Origin of the sequence: Succiniclasticum ruminis DSM 9236, from assembly GCF_900112895.1 — a bacterium.
GTDB lineage: Bacteria > Bacillota > Negativicutes > Acidaminococcales > Acidaminococcaceae > Succiniclasticum > Succiniclasticum ruminis.
Window position 1 is genome coordinate 18,529 of the sequence record NZ_FONL01000001.1, and the last position, 20,671, is coordinate 39,199.

The following is a 20,671-nucleotide window of genomic DNA, read 5'->3' on the forward strand; positions in this document are numbered from 1 at the left end:
TTTTCCGCATAACTCACAGCGGCGTATATCTCCCGGCATACGTCGCTGTTACTGATTATATTTGTTTTGCCGCCAGTCTTTTGGCTTCATATTCCTGACGCAGGTAGGCTTCTACAAATGGACGCAAATCCCCGTCCATCACACCATCCACGTTGGAAGTTTCATAAGATGTACGATGATCCTTCACCATGGTATAAGGCTGGAAGACATAGGAACGGATCTGGCTTCCCCATTCGATGGCCTGGTAATCCCCGGCCAGGTCGCTGATTTTGGCGTCCCGCTTTGCCTTTTCAAATGCGTACAGCTTACCGCGTAACATCTGCAGCGCTTTTTCACGGTTCTGGATCTGGCTCCGCTCGTTCTGGCACTGCACCACGATACCAGTAGGCAGGTGGGTCATGCGAACGGCTGAAGAAGTCTTGTTGACGTGCTGTCCGCCGGCGCCGCTGGCCCGGTATACATCCACACGCACTTCGTCCATGTTAATTTCCACATTGACCGTATCGTCCAGCTCCGGCATTACATCCACTGCGGAGAACGACGTATGGCGGCGCGCATTAGCGTCAAAAGGTGAAATACGTACCAGGCGGTGCACCCCCTTCTCACTGCGGAAAAAACCGTAAGCATTGTGCCCGTTAATCTGCAACGTTACGCTCTTGACTCCTGCTTCATCCCCTGCCAGATAATCCAGCATTTCCACCTGGTAACCGTTCCGTTCCGCGAAACGGGTAAACATGCGCAACAACATGGAGGTCCAGTCCTGGGCCTCCGTCCCGCCGGCACCTGCATGCAAAGTCAGGATGGCATTGTTGGCATCATACTCTTCCGACAACAGCATCCCCAGCTCCAGATGGTGCAGATTCTCTTTGATTTTATTTAACGTTTCATCCAGTTCCGAAATCAGGGACTCGTCCTGTTCTTCCGCTGCCATCTCTTGCAGCACTTCCAGATCGTCCAACCCTGTTTCCAGAGCTTTATATTCATCAACTTCCGATTTTAAACCGTCAACATCTTTGGAAATCTTCGTGGCCTTCTCCGGATTATCCCAGAAGGAAGGCTCGCCCATCAGATGTTCAAGCTCGGCAATCTTTTCCTCTTTGCTGGGGATGTCAAAGAGACCCCCTCATTTCGTCCAGTTTTTTCTTGAGAGCTACGATTTCAGGTCTGTATTCTTCAAGCAGCAACTTTCTCACATCCTTTACTGGTTATTTTTAATCATTTCCCTTTGCCGCAGCAGTTTTTATATTTCTTTCCGCTGCCGCAGGGACACGGATCGTTCCGTCCCACTTCCGGTCCTTTGTTAACTACCGGTTGTTTTACGGCTTCCTCCTCCGGGGTATCCACCGTCGGATTATTCATGGTAGCGTTTTCCAGAGGGTCGTCCATGGTCATGGAAGGCTGGGATATCACATTGACGCGGTACATATACTTTACTACGTCATCTTCAATAGCCTCAATCATGGCCTCAAACATATCGAAGGCTTCAAACTTATATTCCACCAGAGGATCTTTCTGCCCATACGCCCGCAGGCCCACTCCTTCACGCAGCATGTCCATGGCGTCCAGATGTTCCATCCAGTGGTTATCAACGACCTTCAGCATTACCAGGTTTTCCAGTTCCCGCATGATTTCGGGGCTGATTTCTTCCTCACGGCTGGCGTAAATATCCTCCGCCAGCTTATGCAGGTACTCTCCGATTTCTTCCCGGCCCAGGTCTGCCAGCATTTCTTCTTTAAGCTCGCCAAAAGGAGCAAAGAACTCCTCGCAGTAGCGAACCATGTTCTTCAGATCCCAGTCTTCGGAATAGGATTCCGGCGGACAGTACATGGTCATGGCCCGGTCCACAATCTTGTGCGTGAATTCCATGACGGTAGAACGCAGGTCCTCCTGATCCAGCACCTTGCGGCGTTCTTTGTAGATAACCTCGCGCTGCTGGTTCATGACATCGTCATACTCAAGAACCATCTTACGAATGTTAAAGTTGCGTTCTTCCACTTTCTTCTGGGCGTTTTCAATTGAGCTGGTCACGATTTTGTTTTCAATAGGCTCGTCCTCTTCCATGCCCAGTTTATCCATCATGCCCTTAATCTTATCAGAGCCGAACAAACGCATCAGATCGTCTTCCAGGGACAGATAGAAACGGGAAGAACCGGGATCGCCCTGACGGGCGCAACGTCCGCGCAGCTGGTTGTCGATACGGCGGCTTTCGTGCCGTTCCGTGCCCAGGATGTGCAAGCCGCCCTTTTCGGCCACGCCTTCACCCAACACAATGTCGGTTCCGCGGCCCGCCATATTGGTAGCGATGGTAACCTGGCCCGGCTGGCCTGCATCTGCCACGATCAAAGCTTCTTTTTCGTGGTACTTGGCATTCAGCACGTTATGGGGAATCCCCTGCTTTTTCAACAGCGCGCTCAGATCTTCGGACTGGGTGATAGAAGTAGTTCCTACCAGTACCGGCCGTCCGGACTTGTGCAGTTCTACGATTTCCTTTACTACCGCCCTGTACTTGGCAGCCTTGGTCTTATAAATCACGTCCGGATAATCGGTACGAATCATGGGCTTGTTGGTGGGAATCACAACAACGTCCAGACCATAAATCTTCTGGAATTCCTGTTCCTCCGTCTTGGCCGTACCGGTCATGCCGGCCAGTTTTTTATACATGCGGAAATAATTCTGGAAGGTGATAGTGGCCAGGGTTTGGCTTTCGCGTTGCACCACTACGCCTTCCTTGGCCTCGATGGCCTGGTGCAGGCCCTCGGAATAACGGCGCCCGTACATCAGACGTCCGGTAAATTCGTCGACGATGATGACCTCTCCGTCTTTCACCACATAATCCCGGTCACGGATCATCAACTCCTTGGCTTTGATCGCGCACATGATATGGTGGGAGAAGTCCACGCCGTGTTCCGTATCATACAGGTTGGTCACGCCCAGCGCCTTTTCCGCTTTGGCGATACCCACTTCCGTAGGCGCCACCTGCTTCTGCTTTTCATCGACGGTGTAGTCCTCGCCTGGTTTCATGTTGGCAACGATACGGGCGATAACTTTGTACAAATCGGCGGATTTTTCGCCGGGGCCGGAAATGATCAGCGGGGTACGGGCTTCATCAATCAGAATCGAGTCCACTTCGTCCACGATACAGTAATTCAGTTCCCGCTGTACCATTTGGTCTTTATCTACCACCATGTTATCGCGGAGATAATCAAAGCCGAATTCGTTGTTGGTTCCGTACGTGATATCAGCCTGGTACGCAGCCTTCCGTTCCGTGAAATCAAGATCATGGACGATCAGACCCACTGTCAGTCCCAGGAAATTATAAATACGGCCCATATCCACACTGTCACGGCGGGCCAGATAATCGTTGACGGTAACTACATGGACGCCGCGACCGGTCAGCGCGTTCAGATACACCGGCAGCGTTGCTACCAGGGTCTTGCCTTCACCGGTACGCATCTCGGAAATCTTGCCCCGGTGCAGTACCACGCCGCCGATCAGCTGCACATCAAAATGGCGCAGACCGGTGGCGCGCCTGGACGCTTCCCTTACCACCGCAAAGGCTTCCGGCAAAATATCATCCAGCGTCTCGCCTTTTTTCAGGCGCAGTTTAAACTCAGCCGTCTTTGCCTGCAGATTGGCGGAGCTCATCCGTTCCATTTCAGGCTCCAGCGCATTGATTTTGTCTACAATCGGCTGGATGTTTTTTAATTCTTTTTCATTGGGATCTCCGAATATCTTCTTTATTAAAGATTCCAGCAAACTAATCACTCCTTAACCTGGGAATTTTCATTAATGGTTATATTTTTCTTCATGTTTTTAGCAAACAATTATCCATTATTGTCTATCATAAAATTTTAACAGAAAGAGCCGCAAAAGTCAAAAAAACACCGCCATTTCTGTAGTAAAGTTTGTGAAGTTTACGTGAAGAATAAAAACAAAAAACGCAGGACTTTCGTCCTGCGTTGAATATGCAACAGATGTTTTACTCCAGCTTGGGCTCCAGCAGTCCGTAATTGCCGTCTTTACGCCGGTACACTACGCTTACTCCTCCAAAATCCGGATCATAGAATACAAAGAAATCATGATTCAGCAGATTCATCTGCAAAATTGCTTCTTCCGGTGTCATGGGATTCATGGTAAAACTCTTGCTGCGGATAATCTTAAAATCTTCTTCCGCTTCCGCCTGAACCGGAACCGCTTCCACTGCAGGCGGGGTTTCTACAGGAACTTCCCGGAAGTTGCTGTATTTCCGTTTCATTAATTTGGTCTTATATTTGTGTACCTGCCGCTCAATCTTTTCCACCACCAGATCGATGGAAGAATACATATCTTTTGTAGATTCCTGGGCCCGCAGCAGGATACCCTTAGCCGGAACGGTGATTTCAGCAATATGGTTTCCGTTTTCTACCTTAAGTACTGCAGTAATATCTCCCACCGCTTTAAACTGCCTGGTAACTTTATCGATCTTTTTCTCCAGGTACGCTTTGACCGCCGGTGATACAACTGCGTTTCTGCCTTTTACGATAATTGCCATACTGAGTCCTCCTTGAACGTCCAAGGTTACTTGGTTATTACAGGCTCCGGATCAGGAAGCTGCGGCCCGTCCTCTAACTGATCTGTAATGCCTCCTCTTTGCAAATCCTGTCCGCAGGGCTCCTCCCCTTTGTCTGCTATCTATTCATTCGACGTATTACATATTATTCCTGTTTGTAAATACAGATTTCTAACTTTTGTCACTTTTTTACTAAAAACTGCACAATTCGTTACAACTCGTTGTTTCATTAACCCTTAATGTTGAAATGGATTGCCGCATTCCGGACAAAAATTGGGCAGGTTATTGGGATCTGCGGAAGCCCAGCCACATTTGTTGCATTTAACAACAGGCGCGTTCATTTCCGCAGGTCTCCGGATACCGCAGTTGATGCAGAACTGTCCTTCATGGTTCAGGGTTCCGCAGTTACCGCACATCCATTCGGTGGGAACAGGAGGAACCGGATTCTGCTTTTCCGGCTTAGCCGGTTCTTCTTTTGACGGTTGCTCCCCGACTTCCGTCTTGGTCATTTCCACTTTATATTCCAGTACCCGGCTGCCAATCGCCCCGGTCACTGGATTGATCTTAATATCTGCCGTAAACCGCTGTGTTTCCACTTGCGCCTCATAATAGCTGAGGTTCCCTTCGTATTTCTGTTCAATTGAGGTTATCTTCCCGTCCGGATACTCCAGCCTTACTATTTCTTCAATGTCTTCCACTGTTTTATTAACGGTTGTGCTGCCGGGAATATTGCTGCCCCCGATTTTAACGGTTTTCACTTTATTGATTTTTTTAATTACAGTAACCTCATAGGCACGGAGTGTATTATTATCAAAAAACAAAAAAGCAACAGTCGTATCAGTTTCCTGTTCATTTAACAATCCCTGAAAAACTGCTGCAACCGGAACTTCCGCTTTCGCAGCAAGGATCGCCTTTTCATAAGCAGCCGGATACTTACTTTGTTCTGTCTTCACAGCCTTCCCGGTTTTGCCATTCGCGTTTTCTGCAGCAAAACCTGCAGATGCGCTGATTATGAGGATCAACGCCAGAAACAACATTACCGTCTTTTTCAACATGGTATTTATCCTCCTGTAAAGCGTAACACAAACACGTTTTCAATCTTTCCCCTGCAGCGTTTTCGCAAACGCCCCCTGTATTACAGAATCTTGGACAGGAAACTCTGGGTCCTGGGGTTCTGCGGATGGTCGAATACCTGCTCCGGTGTTCCTTCTTCCACAATATACCCGCCGTCCACAAACAGCACCCGGTCACCCACTTCTTTGGCAAAACCCATTTCGTGTGTAACAACAACCATGGTCATGCCTTCTTTGGCCAGCTGCTTCATAACTTCCAGCACTTCGTTGATCATTTCCGGATCCAGCGCCGAAGTCGGCTCGTCAAACAGCATGGCTTTGGGTTTCATGCACAGAGCCCGGGCAATAGCCACACGCTGCTGTTGCCCGCCGGAAAGCTGGTCCGGATAGTTATTCGCTTTTTCCGCCAGCCCGACTTTTTTCAGGTACGTCATGGCCAGTTCTTCCGCTTCCTTCCGGCCGGTTTTCCGCACCTTCATGGGAGCCAGCACCAGGTTTTCCAGCACCGTCATGTGGGGGAACAGGTTGAAACGCTGGAACACCATACCCACTTCCTTGCGGACCTCATTGATATTCGCTGACCCGTTCAGAGGGATGTTGTCAAACACAATCTCCCCGCCCGTGGGTTCTTCCAGGTAATTGATGCAGCGCAGCAGGGTGGACTTGCCGCTGCCGGAGGGCCCGATGATGACCACCACTTCTTTTTCTTTGATATACAGGTCAATGCCCTTCAATACATGGAGGTCGCCGAAACTCTTTTTCAGACCCGTAATTTTAATAATATCCTGTCGTTCTGTCATTTTGTATCAAACTTCCTTTCCAGGAGGCCGGTAAGCCGGGCTACCGTAAATGTCAGGATCAGGTAGATGATCGCTACCGCCATCCAGATCTCAAAGGACGCATACGTACGGGCAATAATCAGCTGACCCCGGCGGGTCAGTTCCTCAAATCCGATTACGGAAACCAGGGATGAATCCTTCAGCATGGCGATGAATTCGTTGCCCAGCGGAGGGATGATTCGCTTGAAGGCCTGGGGTAAAATGATATAGCGCATCGTCTGCCACCAGGTCATGCCCAGACTGCGCCCAGCTTCCATCTGACCCACGTCAATGGACTGGATGCCGCCCCGGAACACTTCCGCCACATAGGCACCGCTGTTGATGGAGCAGGCGGAAATCGCCGCGAAGAACGCGTCTACCCGGTGCCCGATAATGCTGGGCAGCGCGAAGTAAACCAGGAAAATCTGGATCAGGAGCGGTGTTCCCCGGATAAAATCCACATACACATTGCCCAGCCAGCGCAAAATCTTAAAATCAGACAGGCGAACCAGGGCCACGACGATACCAATCAGCATACCGAAGAAAACACTGAGAGCCGTGATTTCAATCGTAATGCCGGCGCCCGCAACCAACAGTGGGAACGCGTTTTTCATCAAATCAAAATTAACGTCCATAAGGCAAACCTTCTTATTTTTGTATTTTTTTACATTTTGCAATCCATCGCAAATGCAAAGGCACTCTGCCGCAACGCACCTGAAAAGGCACGGCAGAAAAGCTTTTCAAATATTATACTACATAAATAAAAAATACAAAAGGGAATTTATGCAAAATTCCCTTTTGCATTATTACGAATAGCAAAACAAAGATTTATTGTAAAAACTTAACAACTTATTTTTTTACAGCGCCGAACCATTTCGTGTAAAGTTTTTCATATTCGCCGTTTTTCTTCAGGTCCAGCAGGGCCTTGTTGATGTCTTTGGTCAGCGGGCTGTTTTTCTTCAGGGAGATGCCATAGGATTCCGCTTCCATAGTGTCGCCCACGATCTTGGCATAATCTTTGCCGCCGCCGGTAGCCAGGAAGTATTCCGCGACCGGTTTGTCAATGATGACTGCTTCAACGCCTTTATTCTTCAATTCCAGGAAAACTTCCGCATTGGTATTGAAGTTTTTAACCTTGGCGCCGGGGACCTTGGCCGCCCGTTCCGCACCGGTGGTGCCGATTTGTACCGCGATTCCCTTATCGTTCAGGTCATTTACGCTCTTTACTGCAGCGTTGTCTTTACCCACTACAACAACCAGGCCGGAAACGTAGTAAGGATCGCTCATGTCCACGGCTTTCTGACGGTCCGGTGTAATGCTCATACCGGCGATGGCCACATCGATATTCCCGGCATTGATGGCGGGAATCAGTGCATCAAAGCCCATGTTCAGGATTTCCACTTTCATGTTCAGCTGCTTGCCGATAGCGCGGATCAGATCCATGTCGAAGCCGTCAAATTCCTTGCTGCCTTCTTTCTGGAACTCAAAGGGAGCAAAGGTGGGTTCTGTCCCAACTTTCAAAACTTTGGGCGCCTGCGCTGCTTTTTTTTCACCGCCGCCACAACCTGCTACCATCATAACGGCCATCAACAGAGTCATCATAAGCACTAATGCTTTTTTCATTTTTTGTTCTGCCTCCTCGCATTAATTAATTGTTCAGCATAATTTAAGTTTACATAAAATCAAACGGATTCTTTCGTTGCTAAACAAATCGTGTAAATCCTTATACTACTTAACCACAACCATGAACGCTGTATCTTATTTTGCAGGTTTGCTGCCAAACCATTTTTCATACAGCTTGTCATAGGTGCCGTTCTTCTTCAAAGCATCCAGCGCTTTGTCAATCCCCTTGGCCAGTTCCGGATTCTTCTTGGAAATTACGATACCGTAATCTTCCGCGGTCAGAGGCTCGCCGGCCAGCTTCGCGTATTCGCTGCCGCCGTTCTTCAGGAAGTACTGTAATACAGGAAGGTCGCTGATAACCGCATCCGCGCCCTTGTTCTTCAGTTCCATGCAGGCCAGATCGCTGGTGTTGAAGGTCTTCACAACAGAGCCCTTATCTTTCAGTTTTTCCCCGTACAAAGCGCCGGTCGTACCCAGCTGTACCGCAATCGTCTTTCCTTTCAGATCTTCAAACTTCTTGACATCGTTCACATCCTTGCGTACTACAAAGGCCAGGCCGGATTTGTAGTACGGCTGGGAAAAGATGACCTGTTTTTTCCGTTCTTCTGTAATGCTGAAGCCCGCAATCGAAACATCAATATTGCCTGCGTTGATGGCAGGAATCAGGGCATCAAAGCCCATGTTTTTGATGGTGCACTTTTTGTAACCCATTTCTTTGGCGATAGCGCGGATCAGGTCCATATCAAAGCCGGTAAATTCCTTGGAATCTTTTTCCGGGAATTCAAAAGGCGCAAAGGACGGTTCCGTACCTACGAGCAGTTCTTCTTTGGCTGCCGGAGCCGGTGCAGCCGCCTGCTTCTTTTCATCCTTCTTGTCCCCGCCGCCACAGCCGGCAGCCAAAATACCCAGCGCCAGGACCAGAACGCTTAACAATACCGTAATTTTTTTCATTTACTTCCCCTCCAAACCTGTTATTCAATACCGATACTCCGGGCAGATACTTTTTATAAGGCCAGGCTTTGCCTGGCACAGGATACCGGAAAACCGGTTCAAGCACCTGCCTGAATAAAAACGCCCCGGCTGACCTGGTTTTCGCCCCCACACCCGCCTGCTGGAAGGTTCGCTCCTAAGCAACTGCTCCCCACTACTACTCCTCTCGTTATTGACGGCAGGACTTACTTCTAAGCTGCACCGTGCTCACAGTAATCTTACTGCTTACGTGGATCGTTTCGCCTGCAACTGGCATCGACTTTCAACCACAGACCCGGATTGTTTTTATTCACTAAATATAGCACACAAAGCCGAATAATTCAAGCATTTCATAACATTGTTTACGGCTTTATCATTATGTGTTTAATAATTAACATTTTGAGCATAATATGACGAACCTGCTTTTGGCGAATTACAGTTTGTCTTGACGGATTCTTCCAAAGCCACTATACTATACTTACCTGAAAAAACTGAAACCATAACCGGATCCGTTCCGGTTTTATTTATCTGATAAGCAATAAAAAACTCATGGAAATGCCGGTTTAACGTATTTACGCGGACCGGAAAAAGCCGGCCAATCCAAGCAATACAATTAAGTACGGACGTGATATTATGCTTTCTATTCCTCAGTATCTTGATTTTGCCTATACAGGGAAGACGAAAGAGATCTGCAGCTTTTTTCTTGAACTTTTACAGCGTAAGAACGAAGTTCTGTATCTGCATTCGCAACAGGTAGCTAATTATTCGGCCAGCGTGGCCGCCAAGCTGGGACTATCCAGAAAGGAAATCGGCATCATCCGGACAGCGGCGCTGATGCACGACATCGGCCTTTTAAGCGTTCCCAACAGCATCATGAATAAATTCCCGTATCTGAGCACCCGTGAAATGGCCCAGTACAAGCGGCACTGTATCGCAGGCTGCAGTATGTTGGAAAACATGGAAGAATTCTCCGGCATCATCGACCTGATCCGCAGCCATCATGAAAAATGGGACGGCACCGGATATCCAAAGCGCCTGAAGGGCGTGAACATTCCTCTCGGTGCAAGGATCATTGCCGTAGCGGATTATTACGACAGTGTGATCAATCCCTGCGCGACCCAGTGGCAGAAAAGCCATCAGGAAGCGTTGCAGGAACTGTTAAGCGCTATGGGGACCGCTTTCGATCCGGAAATCGTGAAAGCCTTTATTGAAGCCATCGTTCCCGGCAATACCATCAAACCGGTTCCGGTTTTCAATAAAAAAGGACCTAAGGAAAAATCAAAAACAGCTGCCGCGTCCCTGTCTTCGGTTGCAACAAAGGTAGCTGAAACAAGTGAACTAAAAGAATACGAATAAATCAAACAGCAGGTTACGGATTGCTCCGCAGCCTGCTGTATTTTACTTCACTCCATTTTTATTTCTTTCAGTAATTCTTCTGTATTTTCTCCCAGACGGGGGGCTCTCCGGTAAAAGGCACAAGGCGTTTTGGAAAATTTGGGAACGAAACCCATGGTCCTGTAATGGCCCAGTTCCGGATCCTCTATATCCAATACCATTTCGTCAGCTTTCGCCTGCCCTGTTGCTACGGCCTCGTCATAATTCAGCACCGGTTCAAAGCAGGCGTCGGATCCTCTGGCCAGTTCCACCCACTCCGCCATGGTTTTTCCGGCAATGATAGCGGCCAGTTCTTCTTTCAATATGGGATAATTCTTCTCATCACGGATTGCCGTAACCAGATCCGGCCGTTCCAACACCTTGCACAGCTTTGTCCAGAATTTTTCCTCCAGACAGCCCACACTCATGTACCTGCCGTCCTTTGTCCGATACACGTTGTAATTGGGGTTGGCGCCACTGAGCCAGTTGTTGCCCCGCACATTCACGAACCCGTTACCGAAATAGGTTGCGCTGACGCCGGGCACCAGCGCCAGGCAGATATCAAACAGGGAAATGCTGATTTCCTGCCCTTCCCCTGTCCGGTCCGCATGCCGCAGCGCAGCCAGGATCGACATGCCCGCCAGGGCGGAAGCCTGCATGTCCGCTGCCAGTACGCCGGGTATGGATGGTTTTCCGTCCTTTTCCCCGCTGAGGGATATCAGGCCGGCAAGGCTCTGATAACCGATATCGTGATCTGCCTGCTTCATCAGGGGCCCCTGTTTTCCATAACCGGTAATAGAACAATAGACGATCTTCGGATTTACTTTTTTTACAGTGGCAAAATCAACTCCCAGCTTTTCCATTACGCCGGGACGGTAACTCTCCACCACTACATGAGCGGTTTTTGCCAGTTCAAGGAAGATTTTCCTGTCTTTTTCCTGTTTCAGGTCCAGGGCCACGCTCTTTTTGTTACGGTTCACTTCCATAAACCAGCAGGCAAAATCACCCCGCCGGGGCACGAAGTCCCGGGAGTAGTCACCTTTAACCGGTTCTTCAATTTTAATGACATCCGCCCCCATATCCGCGAACAGGCGGGTACAGAAAGGGCCGGGCAAAAGCCGTGACAGGTCAAGCACTCTGATGTCCTGTAAGGGTCCCATGGTTTCACTCCTATCTTGTCCTAACCTAGCATATTTCTATTTGCTATTCTTATTTTAATCTGTTGAACATCGGTTGACAAGTGAAACAGAAAAACGTAAACTTTAAAGAACAACGATTACAAAATTAAAATGCAAAGGAGTTACAATCATGTCTGTGGAACGCGCCAGTGAGTTTCTGTCCCGGTTCGGGATGGAAGATAAGATTATTACCTTCAAGGAGTCCAGCGCTACGGTAGAACTGGCTGCCAAGGCCGCCGGTACGGAACCGGCCCGCATTGCCAAAACGCTTTCCTTCGCAGGAAAGGAACAGCCTGTTTTAATTGTAACTGCCGGGGATACAAAAATCGACAATGCCAAGTTCAAGCACTTTTTCGGCATGAAAGCCCACATGCTCCCCTTTGCCGAAGTGGAGGAACAGATTGGCCACGCTCCGGGCGGCGTCTGTCCCTTCGGCGTGAACGAAGGCGTCAAAGTGTATCTGGATATTTCCATGAAACGCTTCCCCACCATGTTCCCCGCTGCGGGAGAAGAGAACAACGCCATCGAACTGACGCCGGAAGAACTGGAAAAGTACACGGTTAACGAAGGATGGGTGGATCTCTGCAAAGGATGGCAGGAAAACTGAAAGACAGCTGGCTGGTGCATCTGCCATCAATTTGTCTATATGCCTGCCGCCAATTGAATCAGTTTACTATTTCAGCACTGTTTTGAAATGACAAAAAAACCGTAATGCTTCGGAATGCATCTTTCCATAGTATGCTCTCCGGACATTACGGTTTATTTGTTTATCTTTTCTTTTTCATTACAAAAGGCGCAACCAGGGAAATCACAGCAGCTGCCAGGAAGAACAGGCAGATGGGCCGCGTAAAGAAGATTGCGGGATTACCGTCGCTCATAATCAGGGACCCCACAAAATTCTGTTCCGCCATACCGCCTAAGATAATGCCGATGATGACAGCACTCATGGAAAACTTCAGCTTATTCAGAAAATATCCCAGAATACCGCTGGCCACCATAATGTACACGTCTGTCATGGAATTTCCATAACTGTAAGTACCTACAAAAGTCATCAGCATAATGATGGGGAGCAATATCGTATTCGGTACGTTGGTCAGTTTCACGAACAGCCGGATCAGGGAATAGCCCATGCAGGCCATAATAATGTTGGCCATAAGTAAACCGATAAAAATCGCGTACACATCCGGAGCTTTGTCAATGAACAGCAAGGGTCCCGGCTGCAGGCCCTGTACCATCAGGGCTCCCATCATAATTGCGGTAGCCCCGTCCCCGGGAATACCTAATGTCAGTACGGGGATAAACGCCCCACCGCTGACGGCGTTATTACCTGCTTCCGGCGCAGCCACCCCTTCCGGTTCACCGTGTCCGAAATTATCGCTGTGTTTGCTCCATCGCTTCGCCTGGTCGTAGGACACAAAACTGGCAATATCCCCGCCCGTTCCGGGGATACAGCCGATAAATGTACCGATGGCGCTGCTGCGCAGCATAGTTACAAAACAGCATTTCAAGTCTGTCAGGGACGGCAACACATTGTCAATGGAAACATGCTGCTGAAGTTGTGTTTTCCGCCAGCAGTCCTCCACACTCTGCAACGTCTGCGAGAGGGCAAACACACCAATCAGGATGGGGATGAAACTGACCCCACCCAACAGATAAGTAGTGTTTAGTGTAAATCGGATGGCTCCGCTCATTGCATCAATACCGACCGTAGCTAAAAACAGACCGATGATTCCCCCCATGATCCCTTTGATCACGTTACCGCTGGAAACACTGGTAATTATGGATAACCCGAATACCGCAAGGGCAAAATATTCCGGTTTGGAGAACTGTAGTGAAATCTTGGCCAGAAGCGGTGCGCAGATAATCAGGCAAACGGTACTGAAGACTCCCCCAAAAGCACTGGCCGTAGTGGAAAGCCCCAACGCCCGGCCAGGCTGCCGCAGTTCTACTGCCATGGGATAACCGTCCAGGGTCGTAGCCACACTGGCAGGGGTACCCGGAGTCTTTAACAGGATAGCGCTGATGCTTCCCCCGTAAATCGCGCCGCAGTAAATTCCCAGCAGCATCAGTATGCCGGCCATGCCTTTAAACGCAAAAGCCAGAGGCAACAGCAACGCCAGTCCCATATTCACGGAAAGGCCCGGCATAGCGCCGAACATAATTCCCACGCCCACGCCAAAAATCAGGCACACAAAATTGAAAGGATCTGCTATCATTCCCAACGCTGTAATAATATCCGCCATTTTCGTCCTCCTACTCTAAAAACACAGAGGACGGGAGCGACGTATGGAGAAGCTGCCCGAACACAAGGTAAATAAACAGCGTTACTCCTACCGCGGTAAAAAGCATCAGCTTCTTATCCCGGCACTCCAGCCGGTGCATAATGCAGGGAATCAGAACCACAGCCGCAGCATAAAAACCAATCAGATGGATCAGTCCGCAAAATAGTACCAGCAGAGCCATCATCACATAAACCTGCCGGTTGGCCGCAGTGCCCAGAATCACTTTTTCCACCGTCAGTTCCTTACGGTGGCATAACGTATAAACAGCTAAAACCAGGGCCGCGACGGTCAGCGCTAACCCCAGCAGGAAAGGCCAGAAACCGGGGCCGGGCCCCTGTTCCGTAATCTCCATGGGAAAGCCGGCAGATGCACCCATTATCGCTCCGCCAATAACCACACCCATCAAAAACACCACAAAATTGCACAATTTCATGGAAACCATACTATAACTCCCCGATTTGAAGAAGCCGTAGCGATATTGACATACCGCTGCGGCTTTTATAAAGGAAGTACGGATCATCTCTGCCGCACTTCTGAAACGGTTCTACTTTTTCAGGAATTTAGCGTACATCGCGTCGTCGTCCGCCATCATCTTATCACAGGCATCACCGATGATTGCCGTGGGATCAATACCCTGTTTCTTGAAATAATCCTTAAATTCCTTGCTGTTGCATACTTTTTCAGCAGCCTTGCGCAGCACATCCAACTTTTCCTTCGGCGTACCCTTCGGAGCTACCAGAGCAGCCCAGGCGCGGATTGCCATCGGATGGCCCAGTTCCTTAAATGTCGGAACCTTGGGATAGAATTCGCTGCGGGTATCCGCCATCACAGCCAGAATTTTCAGCGTGCCTGCATCAATCTGGCTCTTGAACACGCTGGGATCCGCCAGGGTCGCTTCGATATGTTTGCCTGCCAGAGCGGCCGCAATGTCGGCGCTTCCCTTCGGGTAAGGAACGTGTTTAAACTTTACGTCAAATTCCTTTTCAAAATTCAGCGCGGCAATATGCCAGATTGCGCCGGTGCCGGAGTTACCCATGGAAATTTTGCCGGAATTCTCTTTTGCATATTTTACAAACTCATCCAGCGTATTGTACGGCGCTTCCTTCGTAACAATCAGGGCAGCGGGGGCCGCAATGGGGGCACATACAGAAACAAACTCCCTGTTGGTCACGGTTGCTTTTCCCTGATGGGGGAACATAGCCAGTTCCACCGTCACCATGCCTAAAGTATGCCCGTCCGGTTTCGCCTTGGACAGTTCCACCATACCGGTGATACCGCCACCGTCCGGTTTATTTACGGGAACAAACTTGCTTCCCTTCAACTCCTTTTGCAGGAACGAAATCAGCCCGCGGGCACTGGTATCCGTACCGCCGCCCGGTGCTTTCGGAATAATGACAGTAATGTCGCCGTCTGCCGGATACGCTGCTTTCTTTTCCGTACTGCCACCACAGCCGGCCACACCTAAAAGCATCGCTGTCAGCATTAATAACGTTATAAGTTTCTTCATTGATCGTCCTCCCTTTTTGATTGATTTCAATACAATTTATTTTATCATATTCTGCAGTTGCCTGCTATATCAAACCGCGTCATGTTATCCTGAACTTACGGCATTGGGCGATTTCCTTCCAAGTCAGAAAGACAACAGCAATGTTTTCCCGGTTGTATGTGTAAGACACCCACAATCCGTTAAAGACGTACGTTAAGGACGGATAACTGAATTCGCCCTTCCCTTTTTCCAGCCGCAGGAACATCTCCCAGCGGCTGCCGTCTTCCCGGCCCATAAACAGAGCCAGCGGCGTACGGGCGCCCCAGTTGCCCCGCACCGGGTTGCAGGCCAGAAACAGCCGGCCGCCCGGCACACGGATCACATCAAATCCGCTGTTGTTATTGTACAGTTCCGTAGGCTGGGGGTCTGTCCAGTGTTTTCCTTCATCATCCGAAACGCTGCTGTAAATATAGCCTTCCGTGCTGCGCATATACATGTGCAGCCTGCCTTTGTCCTGCCAGAGGACCGGCTGGATCACGCCGCGCCCATTAAAGCTCTGGGCGCTGAGAGGCGGCAGTTCGGAAGCCGTTACCGGTTCCGTCTGCCCGTGTTCCCCTGCTTCCGGCATATTAAGCGCCAGCAGGTTCAGTCCCAGTAACGCGGTACGGTTCCAGGTGATGCCGTAATTATCGCTGTAATCGCAGAAGCACTGCCAGTCGCCCCGCTCAATGCTCCCCCCGGCGCAGATACGCCCGGAAGGAAGGAGGATGGGTTTTGTCCGCACCGGCCCACGGCCTCCGGTGGAGTCGCCCGGTACCAGCGGACGAGGATGTCCCCAATATACCGGGTCAGTCCGGCTCAGCATGACCATGGTCTTCCAGTCCGCTATTTTATTCCCGGTTTTGAAAAACAGCAGCACATGTTCGTGCTGGACCAGCAACACCGGGTTCCAGCATGCCTCCGGCATGTTCGTGATGCAGACCGGTTCCGTCCATTCACAGGATACCGCCAATGTTTCCTGCACACGGCCGTCATGGATATGCTCCCGGCCACTGTCCTGCTTTTTCTCTTTCACCGCAGTATAACGGGGCCTGCCTACAGAGAAATAGATCTCCGTATCCGCCGCGCCTTCCCGGCTGCCGCCGAACCAGACGCACAGCAGGGAACCGTTTGGCAGCGCCGTCAGACAGCTGCCGTGGCACATGGGTGTGGGCAATGTTTTGCATATCAGTTGTTTAAACAAAAAAGGTCACACCTTTCCTTGTTCATTGCTATTCCTATTTTACCATTTCATCTAAAAAATCGCAAAAAAATACAGGGCTTCGGAATAAAACCAAAGCCCCGGTTCACAAACTCAGGTATTAGCAAGGCAGTCCGTCTGCCCCTTTGAAAGAAACGGTTTGCCTGTAAGATACAGGCAGTTACTCCGTTTAAACACGGATCGCAACCGGTTCGTTATTTGTTTTTCTGATAGAACTCTTCCATGAACTGCGCCAGCGCCTCGCAGCCTGCCAGCGGCATGGCGTTGTAAATGGAAGCCCGGATACCGCCTACGCTGCGGTGCCCTTTCAGTCCGCCCAGCCCGCGCTGTTTGCCTTCCTCCACAAATTTTGCTTCCAGTTCTTTGGAAGGCAGGTTGAAGGTCACGTTCATGATGGAACGGCTGGCCTTTTCCGCCCGGCCTTTATAAAATTCCGGATACTTGTCCAGCAGCGCGTACAACAAAGCCGCTTTTTTCCGGTTCACGGCTTCCATAGCTGCCAGGCCGCCCTGTTTCTTCAGCCACTTTGCCACCTTGCCTACGATATAGATTGCAAATACCGGCGGCGTGTTGTACAGGGAATCCTTGTTCAGTATAGTTTCATAGTTCATCATGACGGGCAGCTTTTTGTCGCGGCCGGCCACGTAATCTTTCTTCGCAATGATCAGCACCACGCCGGCGGGCCCGATATTCTTCTGTGCCCCGCTGTAAATCAGGGAGAACTTTTCTACCGGGAAAGGACGGGACAGAATTTCCGAAGACATGTCCGCGATCAGGGGCACGTCTCCCGTTTCCGGATAGGCAAAATACTCCGTGCCTTCAATGGTATTGTTACCGGTAATGTGCAGGTATGCGCAGTTTTCCGGCAGCTTCACTTCTTCCGGACGGGGCACCCGGTCGTAGCCCCGGTCTTTGGAGCTGAACACCTTCACCGCCCTGCCCACTTTTTCCGCTTCTTCAAAGGCTTTGTCGGAGAAAGAACCGGTGTCGGCATACGCCGCCGTCATCCCTTCTTTCAAAAAGTTGCAGGGCACGCAGCTGAACTGCAGGCTGCCGCCGCCGCCCATAAAGAAGATGCCGTAATCGTCCGGCAGATTCAGCAAATCTTTTATATCCTGTTTGGTTTCTTCCAGCACTTTTTCAAAAGCAGGGCTGCGATGGCTGATTTCCAGGATGGACATCCCGGTATTGTTAAAATCCAGCAGTTCCGCCTGTACTTCTTCCAGTACTTCCAGAGGCAGGGCCGCAGGGCCCGCGTTAAAATTGAATATCCGGCTCACGTTGATTACTCCTTTTCAAAAAATTAACTTAATTACTGTAAATCTTCCAGCAGATGCACCACCATACCGTCTCTTAATTTGGGTTCAAACCAGGTGGACTTGGGCGGCATGATCTGGCCCGCGTCCGCAACGGACATGACTTCCTGCATCAGGGTGGGGTACATGGAGAAGGCCACGGCAAATTTGCCGCTGTCCACTTTACGTTCCAGTTCCTCCAGGCCCCGGATGCCGCCCACAAAACCAATACGGTCATCCGTGCGGGGGTCGCCGATTTTCAGGACCGGCGCCAGCAGATTGTTTTGAAGAATGGAAACATCTAATGCGGCAATCGTATCCTTCGGGTCAAAGGTACCCTCTTTGGCTCTCAGTTCATACCAGCGTCCCGCCAGATACATGCCGAAGGTGTGGCGCTTCTCCGGATGATACGCTTTGCGCATGGGCTTAATCAGGAACTTCTCTTCCACGGCCCGCATGAACGTGATTTCACTGTAACCGGCCAGATCGGCCACAACACGGTTGTAGTCCAGTATCTCCATCATGTTGTCGGGGAAGATGACGGCCTGGAAATACTCATATTCAGCATTCGCATCCTTTGCGCCCGCTTCCTTTTCCCTTTGGTCCGCCACGCGCATGGCGCCGGCGCAGCGATGATGGCCGTCCGCAATGTAAAACGCGGGCACCGCCTCAAAGAGACGGGTGATCTCCCGGATCTGCACCGGGTCGTCTACCACATACAGGGTATTGCGCACGCCGTCTTCGGCGATAAAGTTGATGACCGGTTCCCGCTCCGCCATCAACTTCAGAATGTACGAGCTGATTTCCGGACGCTGCCGGTAGGTCAGGAACACCGGACCTGTCTGGGCTTTTGTCACGGTAATGTGACGTACCCGGTCCAGCTCCTTTTCCGTGCGGGTCAGTTCGTGCCGGCGGATGGTGCCGTTGCGGTATTCTTCCACCGCTGCCGTTGCCACCAGTCCGATCTGGATATGCTGGTTCATCCGCTGCCGGTAAATATAAAAGCAGGGCGTCTTATCCTGTTTCATTTTGCCGCTGGTAACATAGCTGACCAGATTTTCCCTGGCCTTTGCGTAGACTTCATCACTGTAGGGGTCTGTACCTTCGGGCAGCGTGGCTTCCGATTTGGTTACTGTTAAAAAACTGAATGGATCCGCCGCGATTTTTGCGCGGGCTTCTTCCGTGTCCATTACGTCATAGGGCAGCGATGCGATTTTTGCCGCCAGTTCCAATTCCGGTCTCAATCCTCTGAAAGGTCTTACCGTTGCCATAGAAAAACCTCCTGTATAAAACTATAAACACTGTTCTCAGGAAAAGCATTCGCAAAACCGTGCATAATTATGCCATTTCCGATATTTTACTCATTTCTTTTCCCGATTTGTAGTTCATTATTATAATTAATATCTAATTATAGTAGTAAAAAGAGACGAATGTCAATATATGTTGTGTATCTTTCACAATTATGCTATGCTTTTTCACAAATCCGGTTTTGTATTTGTAAAAACTGAGACAAAATCAAATTTTATTTCCTGTACAGAATTGCAGAAAACAGGAACTCGCTATATAATTAAATATTATCACAGTTTTCAAAAGGACGGTTTTTACCTTGCATTTTAATAAAAAAGTGATCCAACGGGCCATGCCGATATATATCGGTTACCTGTTCCTGGGGCTGGCCTGCGGTATTTTGGGACAGCAGGCGCATATCGCTCCCATCGAAGCGTTTATCATGAGCATTTTGGCTTATTCGGGCAGCGGGCAGTTCATCTGCATCGCCATGCTGCTGGACAACGCCTCGCTGTTTTCCATCCTGGTTACCAATTTTATGGTGAGCCTGCGGTACATGTTCTTTTCCACAGCCATGTACCCCCACATTAAAAACTGCTCTCTTCCTTATTCGGTAATCTTCGCCCAGAACATTACCGACGAAACTTTCGCGGTAAACCTGGACAGTTTTAATAAGGATAAGGACTGGGATCCGCACCAGGGACTGGCATTAGGTTTTTCACCCTGTCTGGTCTGGGCCAGCGCCAACTTCATCGGCTGCACGGCGGCGGCCTGGCTGAACCCTCCCACTGAACTGGTTTCCTATATCCTGGTCGCCATGTTTTTAGGCATCTGGAGCAGTTACCTGCATGATACGGTGTTGCTGATCGCCGGGCTCCTGGGCGGCATTCTTTCTGTGCTTCTTTCCTTTGTGGTACCCTTTAAATTGCACATCGTGCTGGCCACGCTGATCGTTTCTGTGATTGCCTGCTGGCTGGAAGTAAAACATTCGAAAAAAGAAGAAGCTGACTCCTGATAATAAACAATTCAGTTTCTTTATTTACAAAGATTAACACTTGCCGGAAAACAACCGGCAGACTGGAGAATCTCAATGGATAACGAATCCTTATATATTTACGGCGCCACCCTGATGATGGTAATCGGCACCTTTTCCTGCCGGGAACTTCCCCTTCTTTTACTGCGGGGCCGTAAGCTGCCGGACTGGTTCAGCATCTGGCTGAAATACATCCCTACCGCGATTTTCGGCGCGCTGATTTTCCCCGACATATTCCTGAAGGACAATGCACTGAACTTTTCCCTGCAGAACTACGGTCTGTGGGCCACCATCTGCGCCTTCCCTGTCGTGTATAAAACACAGTCACTGCCGGTGGCTCTCGTGGCGGGGACGGTTTTCTTCTGCATTTTTAAATACCTAATTTAGCAAAAAATATTTTCTTTCAGAATTTCAAACTCCATGTTTGTCATAAATTTTATGGG

19 protein-coding genes are annotated in these 20,671 nt (G+C 49.8%); 4 read left to right on the plus strand and 15 right to left on the minus strand.

Features of this window, described 5'->3' with window-relative positions; genetic code table 11:
* Window positions 1-55 precede the first annotated feature (55 nt).
* From prfB to BM159_RS00110, 8 genes are all read right to left on the minus strand, one after another.
* A protein-coding gene (prfB, locus tag BM159_RS00075; protein ID WP_177205854.1) for a peptide chain release factor 2 occupies window positions 56-1,181 on the minus strand; the annotation gives its coding sequence in 2 pieces (ribosomal slippage) (window positions 56-1,111 and window positions 1,113-1,181; 1,125 coding nt in all).
* A 34-nt stretch (window positions 1,182-1,215) separates the two neighbouring features.
* On the minus strand, window positions 1,216-3,753 hold the full coding sequence (gene secA / locus BM159_RS00080) for a preprotein translocase subunit SecA (RefSeq protein WP_143089375.1): 2,538 nt from the start codon (window positions 3,751-3,753) through the stop codon (window positions 1,216-1,218).
* A gap of 226 nt (window positions 3,754-3,979) precedes the next feature.
* Window positions 3,980-4,531: a ribosome hibernation-promoting factor, HPF/YfiA family gene (gene hpf / locus BM159_RS00085; RefSeq protein ID WP_093912248.1), complete on the minus strand. Its 552-nt coding sequence runs from the start codon at window positions 4,529-4,531 to the stop codon at window positions 3,980-3,982.
* Window positions 4,532-4,785: 254 nt separating this feature from the next.
* Window positions 4,786-5,604 (minus strand): hypothetical protein, encoded by an 819-nt coding sequence (locus BM159_RS00090; protein ID WP_093912249.1) that lies wholly within the window; start codon window positions 5,602-5,604, stop codon window positions 4,786-4,788.
* A gap of 80 nt (window positions 5,605-5,684) precedes the next feature.
* Entirely contained in the window at window positions 5,685-6,422 is a 738-nt protein-coding gene (locus BM159_RS00095) for an amino acid ABC transporter ATP-binding protein (RefSeq protein ID WP_425443203.1), read from the minus strand.
* Window positions 6,419-7,075 (minus strand): amino acid ABC transporter permease, encoded by a 657-nt coding sequence (locus BM159_RS00100; protein WP_093912250.1) that lies wholly within the window; start codon window positions 7,073-7,075, stop codon window positions 6,419-6,421. Before BM159_RS00100 ends, BM159_RS00095 begins: the two co-directional genes overlap by 4 nt.
* Window positions 7,076-7,289: 214 nt before the next feature.
* Window positions 7,290-8,063: a basic amino acid ABC transporter substrate-binding protein gene (locus tag BM159_RS00105; RefSeq protein ID WP_093912251.1), complete on the minus strand. Its 774-nt coding sequence runs from the start codon at window positions 8,061-8,063 to the stop codon at window positions 7,290-7,292.
* Window positions 8,064-8,198: 135 nt separating this feature from the next.
* Window positions 8,199-9,014: a basic amino acid ABC transporter substrate-binding protein gene (locus tag BM159_RS00110; RefSeq protein WP_093912252.1), complete on the minus strand. Its 816-nt coding sequence runs from the start codon at window positions 9,012-9,014 to the stop codon at window positions 8,199-8,201.
* 651 nt (window positions 9,015-9,665) lie between these two features.
* Between BM159_RS00110 and BM159_RS00115 the strand changes: the two genes are divergently transcribed.
* A complete protein-coding gene (locus tag BM159_RS00115) occupies window positions 9,666-10,388 on the plus strand; it encodes an HD-GYP domain-containing protein (RefSeq protein ID WP_093912253.1) in 723 nt (240 codons plus the stop codon).
* A 47-nt stretch (window positions 10,389-10,435) separates the two neighbouring features.
* Here BM159_RS00115 and BM159_RS00120 read toward each other — a convergent pair whose 3' ends face one another.
* Complete coding sequence (locus tag BM159_RS00120; RefSeq protein ID WP_093912254.1) at window positions 10,436-11,566, minus strand: CaiB/BaiF CoA transferase family protein; 1,131 nt, start codon at window positions 11,564-11,566, stop codon at window positions 10,436-10,438.
* A 148-nt stretch (window positions 11,567-11,714) separates the two neighbouring features.
* On the opposite strand from BM159_RS00120, the gene BM159_RS00125 reads away from it, so the two are divergent.
* A complete protein-coding gene (locus BM159_RS00125) occupies window positions 11,715-12,191 on the plus strand; it encodes a YbaK/EbsC family protein (RefSeq protein ID WP_093912255.1) in 477 nt (158 codons plus the stop codon).
* A 160-nt stretch (window positions 12,192-12,351) separates the two neighbouring features.
* Here BM159_RS00125 and BM159_RS00130 read toward each other — a convergent pair whose 3' ends face one another.
* From BM159_RS00130 to BM159_RS00155, 6 genes are all read right to left on the minus strand, one after another.
* Window positions 12,352-13,827 (minus strand): tripartite tricarboxylate transporter permease, encoded by a 1,476-nt coding sequence (locus BM159_RS00130; protein ID WP_093912256.1) that lies wholly within the window; start codon window positions 13,825-13,827, stop codon window positions 12,352-12,354.
* Window positions 13,828-13,837: 10 nt separating this feature from the next.
* Window positions 13,838-14,308, minus strand: coding sequence for a tripartite tricarboxylate transporter TctB family protein (locus tag BM159_RS00135; protein WP_177205829.1), 471 nt, complete (start codon window positions 14,306-14,308; stop codon window positions 13,838-13,840).
* 102 nt (window positions 14,309-14,410) lie between these two features.
* Entirely contained in the window at window positions 14,411-15,373 is a 963-nt protein-coding gene (locus BM159_RS00140; protein ID WP_093912258.1) for a tripartite tricarboxylate transporter substrate binding protein, read from the minus strand.
* A 79-nt stretch (window positions 15,374-15,452) separates the two neighbouring features.
* A complete protein-coding gene (locus BM159_RS00145; RefSeq protein ID WP_093912259.1) occupies window positions 15,453-16,595 on the minus strand; it encodes an exo-alpha-sialidase in 1,143 nt (380 codons plus the stop codon).
* Window positions 16,596-16,807: 212 nt separating this feature from the next.
* On the minus strand, window positions 16,808-17,893 hold the full coding sequence (serC, locus tag BM159_RS00150) for a 3-phosphoserine/phosphohydroxythreonine transaminase (RefSeq protein WP_218149463.1): 1,086 nt from the start codon (window positions 17,891-17,893) through the stop codon (window positions 16,808-16,810).
* A 32-nt stretch (window positions 17,894-17,925) separates the two neighbouring features.
* Entirely contained in the window at window positions 17,926-19,179 is a 1,254-nt protein-coding gene (locus BM159_RS00155; RefSeq protein ID WP_093912261.1) for a DUF1015 domain-containing protein, read from the minus strand.
* A 335-nt stretch (window positions 19,180-19,514) separates the two neighbouring features.
* Here BM159_RS00155 and BM159_RS00160 point away from each other — a divergent pair, with 335 nt between their 5' ends.
* Complete coding sequence (locus BM159_RS00160) at window positions 19,515-20,210, plus strand: AzlC family ABC transporter permease (protein WP_093912262.1); 696 nt, start codon at window positions 19,515-19,517, stop codon at window positions 20,208-20,210.
* Window positions 20,211-20,285: 75 nt separating this feature from the next.
* Window positions 20,286-20,615, plus strand: coding sequence for an AzlD domain-containing protein (locus BM159_RS00165; protein WP_093912263.1), 330 nt, complete (start codon window positions 20,286-20,288; stop codon window positions 20,613-20,615).
* Window positions 20,616-20,671 lie beyond the last annotated feature (56 nt).

What these genes read in the sequence shown, in the direction of transcription:
- hpf (WP_093912248.1), bottom strand. Translation starts at nt 4,531, where the DNA reads ATGGCAATTATCGTAAAAGGCAGAAACGCAGTTGTATCACCGGCGGTC.
- BM159_RS00090 (WP_093912249.1), bottom strand. Translation starts at nt 5,604, where the DNA reads ATGTTGAAAAAGACGGTAATGTTGTTTCTGGCGTTGATCCTCATAATC.
- BM159_RS00095 (WP_425443203.1), bottom strand. Translation starts at nt 6,422, where the DNA reads ATGACAGAACGACAGGATATTATTAAAATTACGGGTCTGAAAAAGAGT.
- BM159_RS00100 (WP_093912250.1), bottom strand. Translation starts at nt 7,075, where the DNA reads ATGGACGTTAATTTTGATTTGATGAAAAACGCGTTCCCACTGTTGGTT.
- BM159_RS00105 (WP_093912251.1), bottom strand. Translation starts at nt 8,063, where the DNA reads ATGAAAAAAGCATTAGTGCTTATGATGACTCTGTTGATGGCCGTTATG.
- BM159_RS00110 (WP_093912252.1), bottom strand. Translation starts at nt 9,014, where the DNA reads ATGAAAAAAATTACGGTATTGTTAAGCGTTCTGGTCCTGGCGCTGGGT.
- BM159_RS00115 (WP_093912253.1), top strand. Translation starts at nt 9,666, where the DNA reads ATGCTTTCTATTCCTCAGTATCTTGATTTTGCCTATACAGGGAAGACG.
- BM159_RS00120 (WP_093912254.1), bottom strand. Translation starts at nt 11,566, where the DNA reads ATGGGACCCTTACAGGACATCAGAGTGCTTGACCTGTCACGGCTTTTG.
- BM159_RS00125 (WP_093912255.1), top strand. Translation starts at nt 11,715, where the DNA reads ATGTCTGTGGAACGCGCCAGTGAGTTTCTGTCCCGGTTCGGGATGGAA.
- BM159_RS00130 (WP_093912256.1), bottom strand. Translation starts at nt 13,827, where the DNA reads ATGGCGGATATTATTACAGCGTTGGGAATGATAGCAGATCCTTTCAAT.
- BM159_RS00135 (WP_177205829.1), bottom strand. Translation starts at nt 14,308, where the DNA reads ATGGTTTCCATGAAATTGTGCAATTTTGTGGTGTTTTTGATGGGTGTG.
- BM159_RS00140 (WP_093912258.1), bottom strand. Translation starts at nt 15,373, where the DNA reads ATGAAGAAACTTATAACGTTATTAATGCTGACAGCGATGCTTTTAGGT.
- BM159_RS00155 (WP_093912261.1), bottom strand. Translation starts at nt 19,179, where the DNA reads ATGGCAACGGTAAGACCTTTCAGAGGATTGAGACCGGAATTGGAACTG.
- BM159_RS00165 (WP_093912263.1), top strand. Translation starts at nt 20,286, where the DNA reads ATGGATAACGAATCCTTATATATTTACGGCGCCACCCTGATGATGGTA.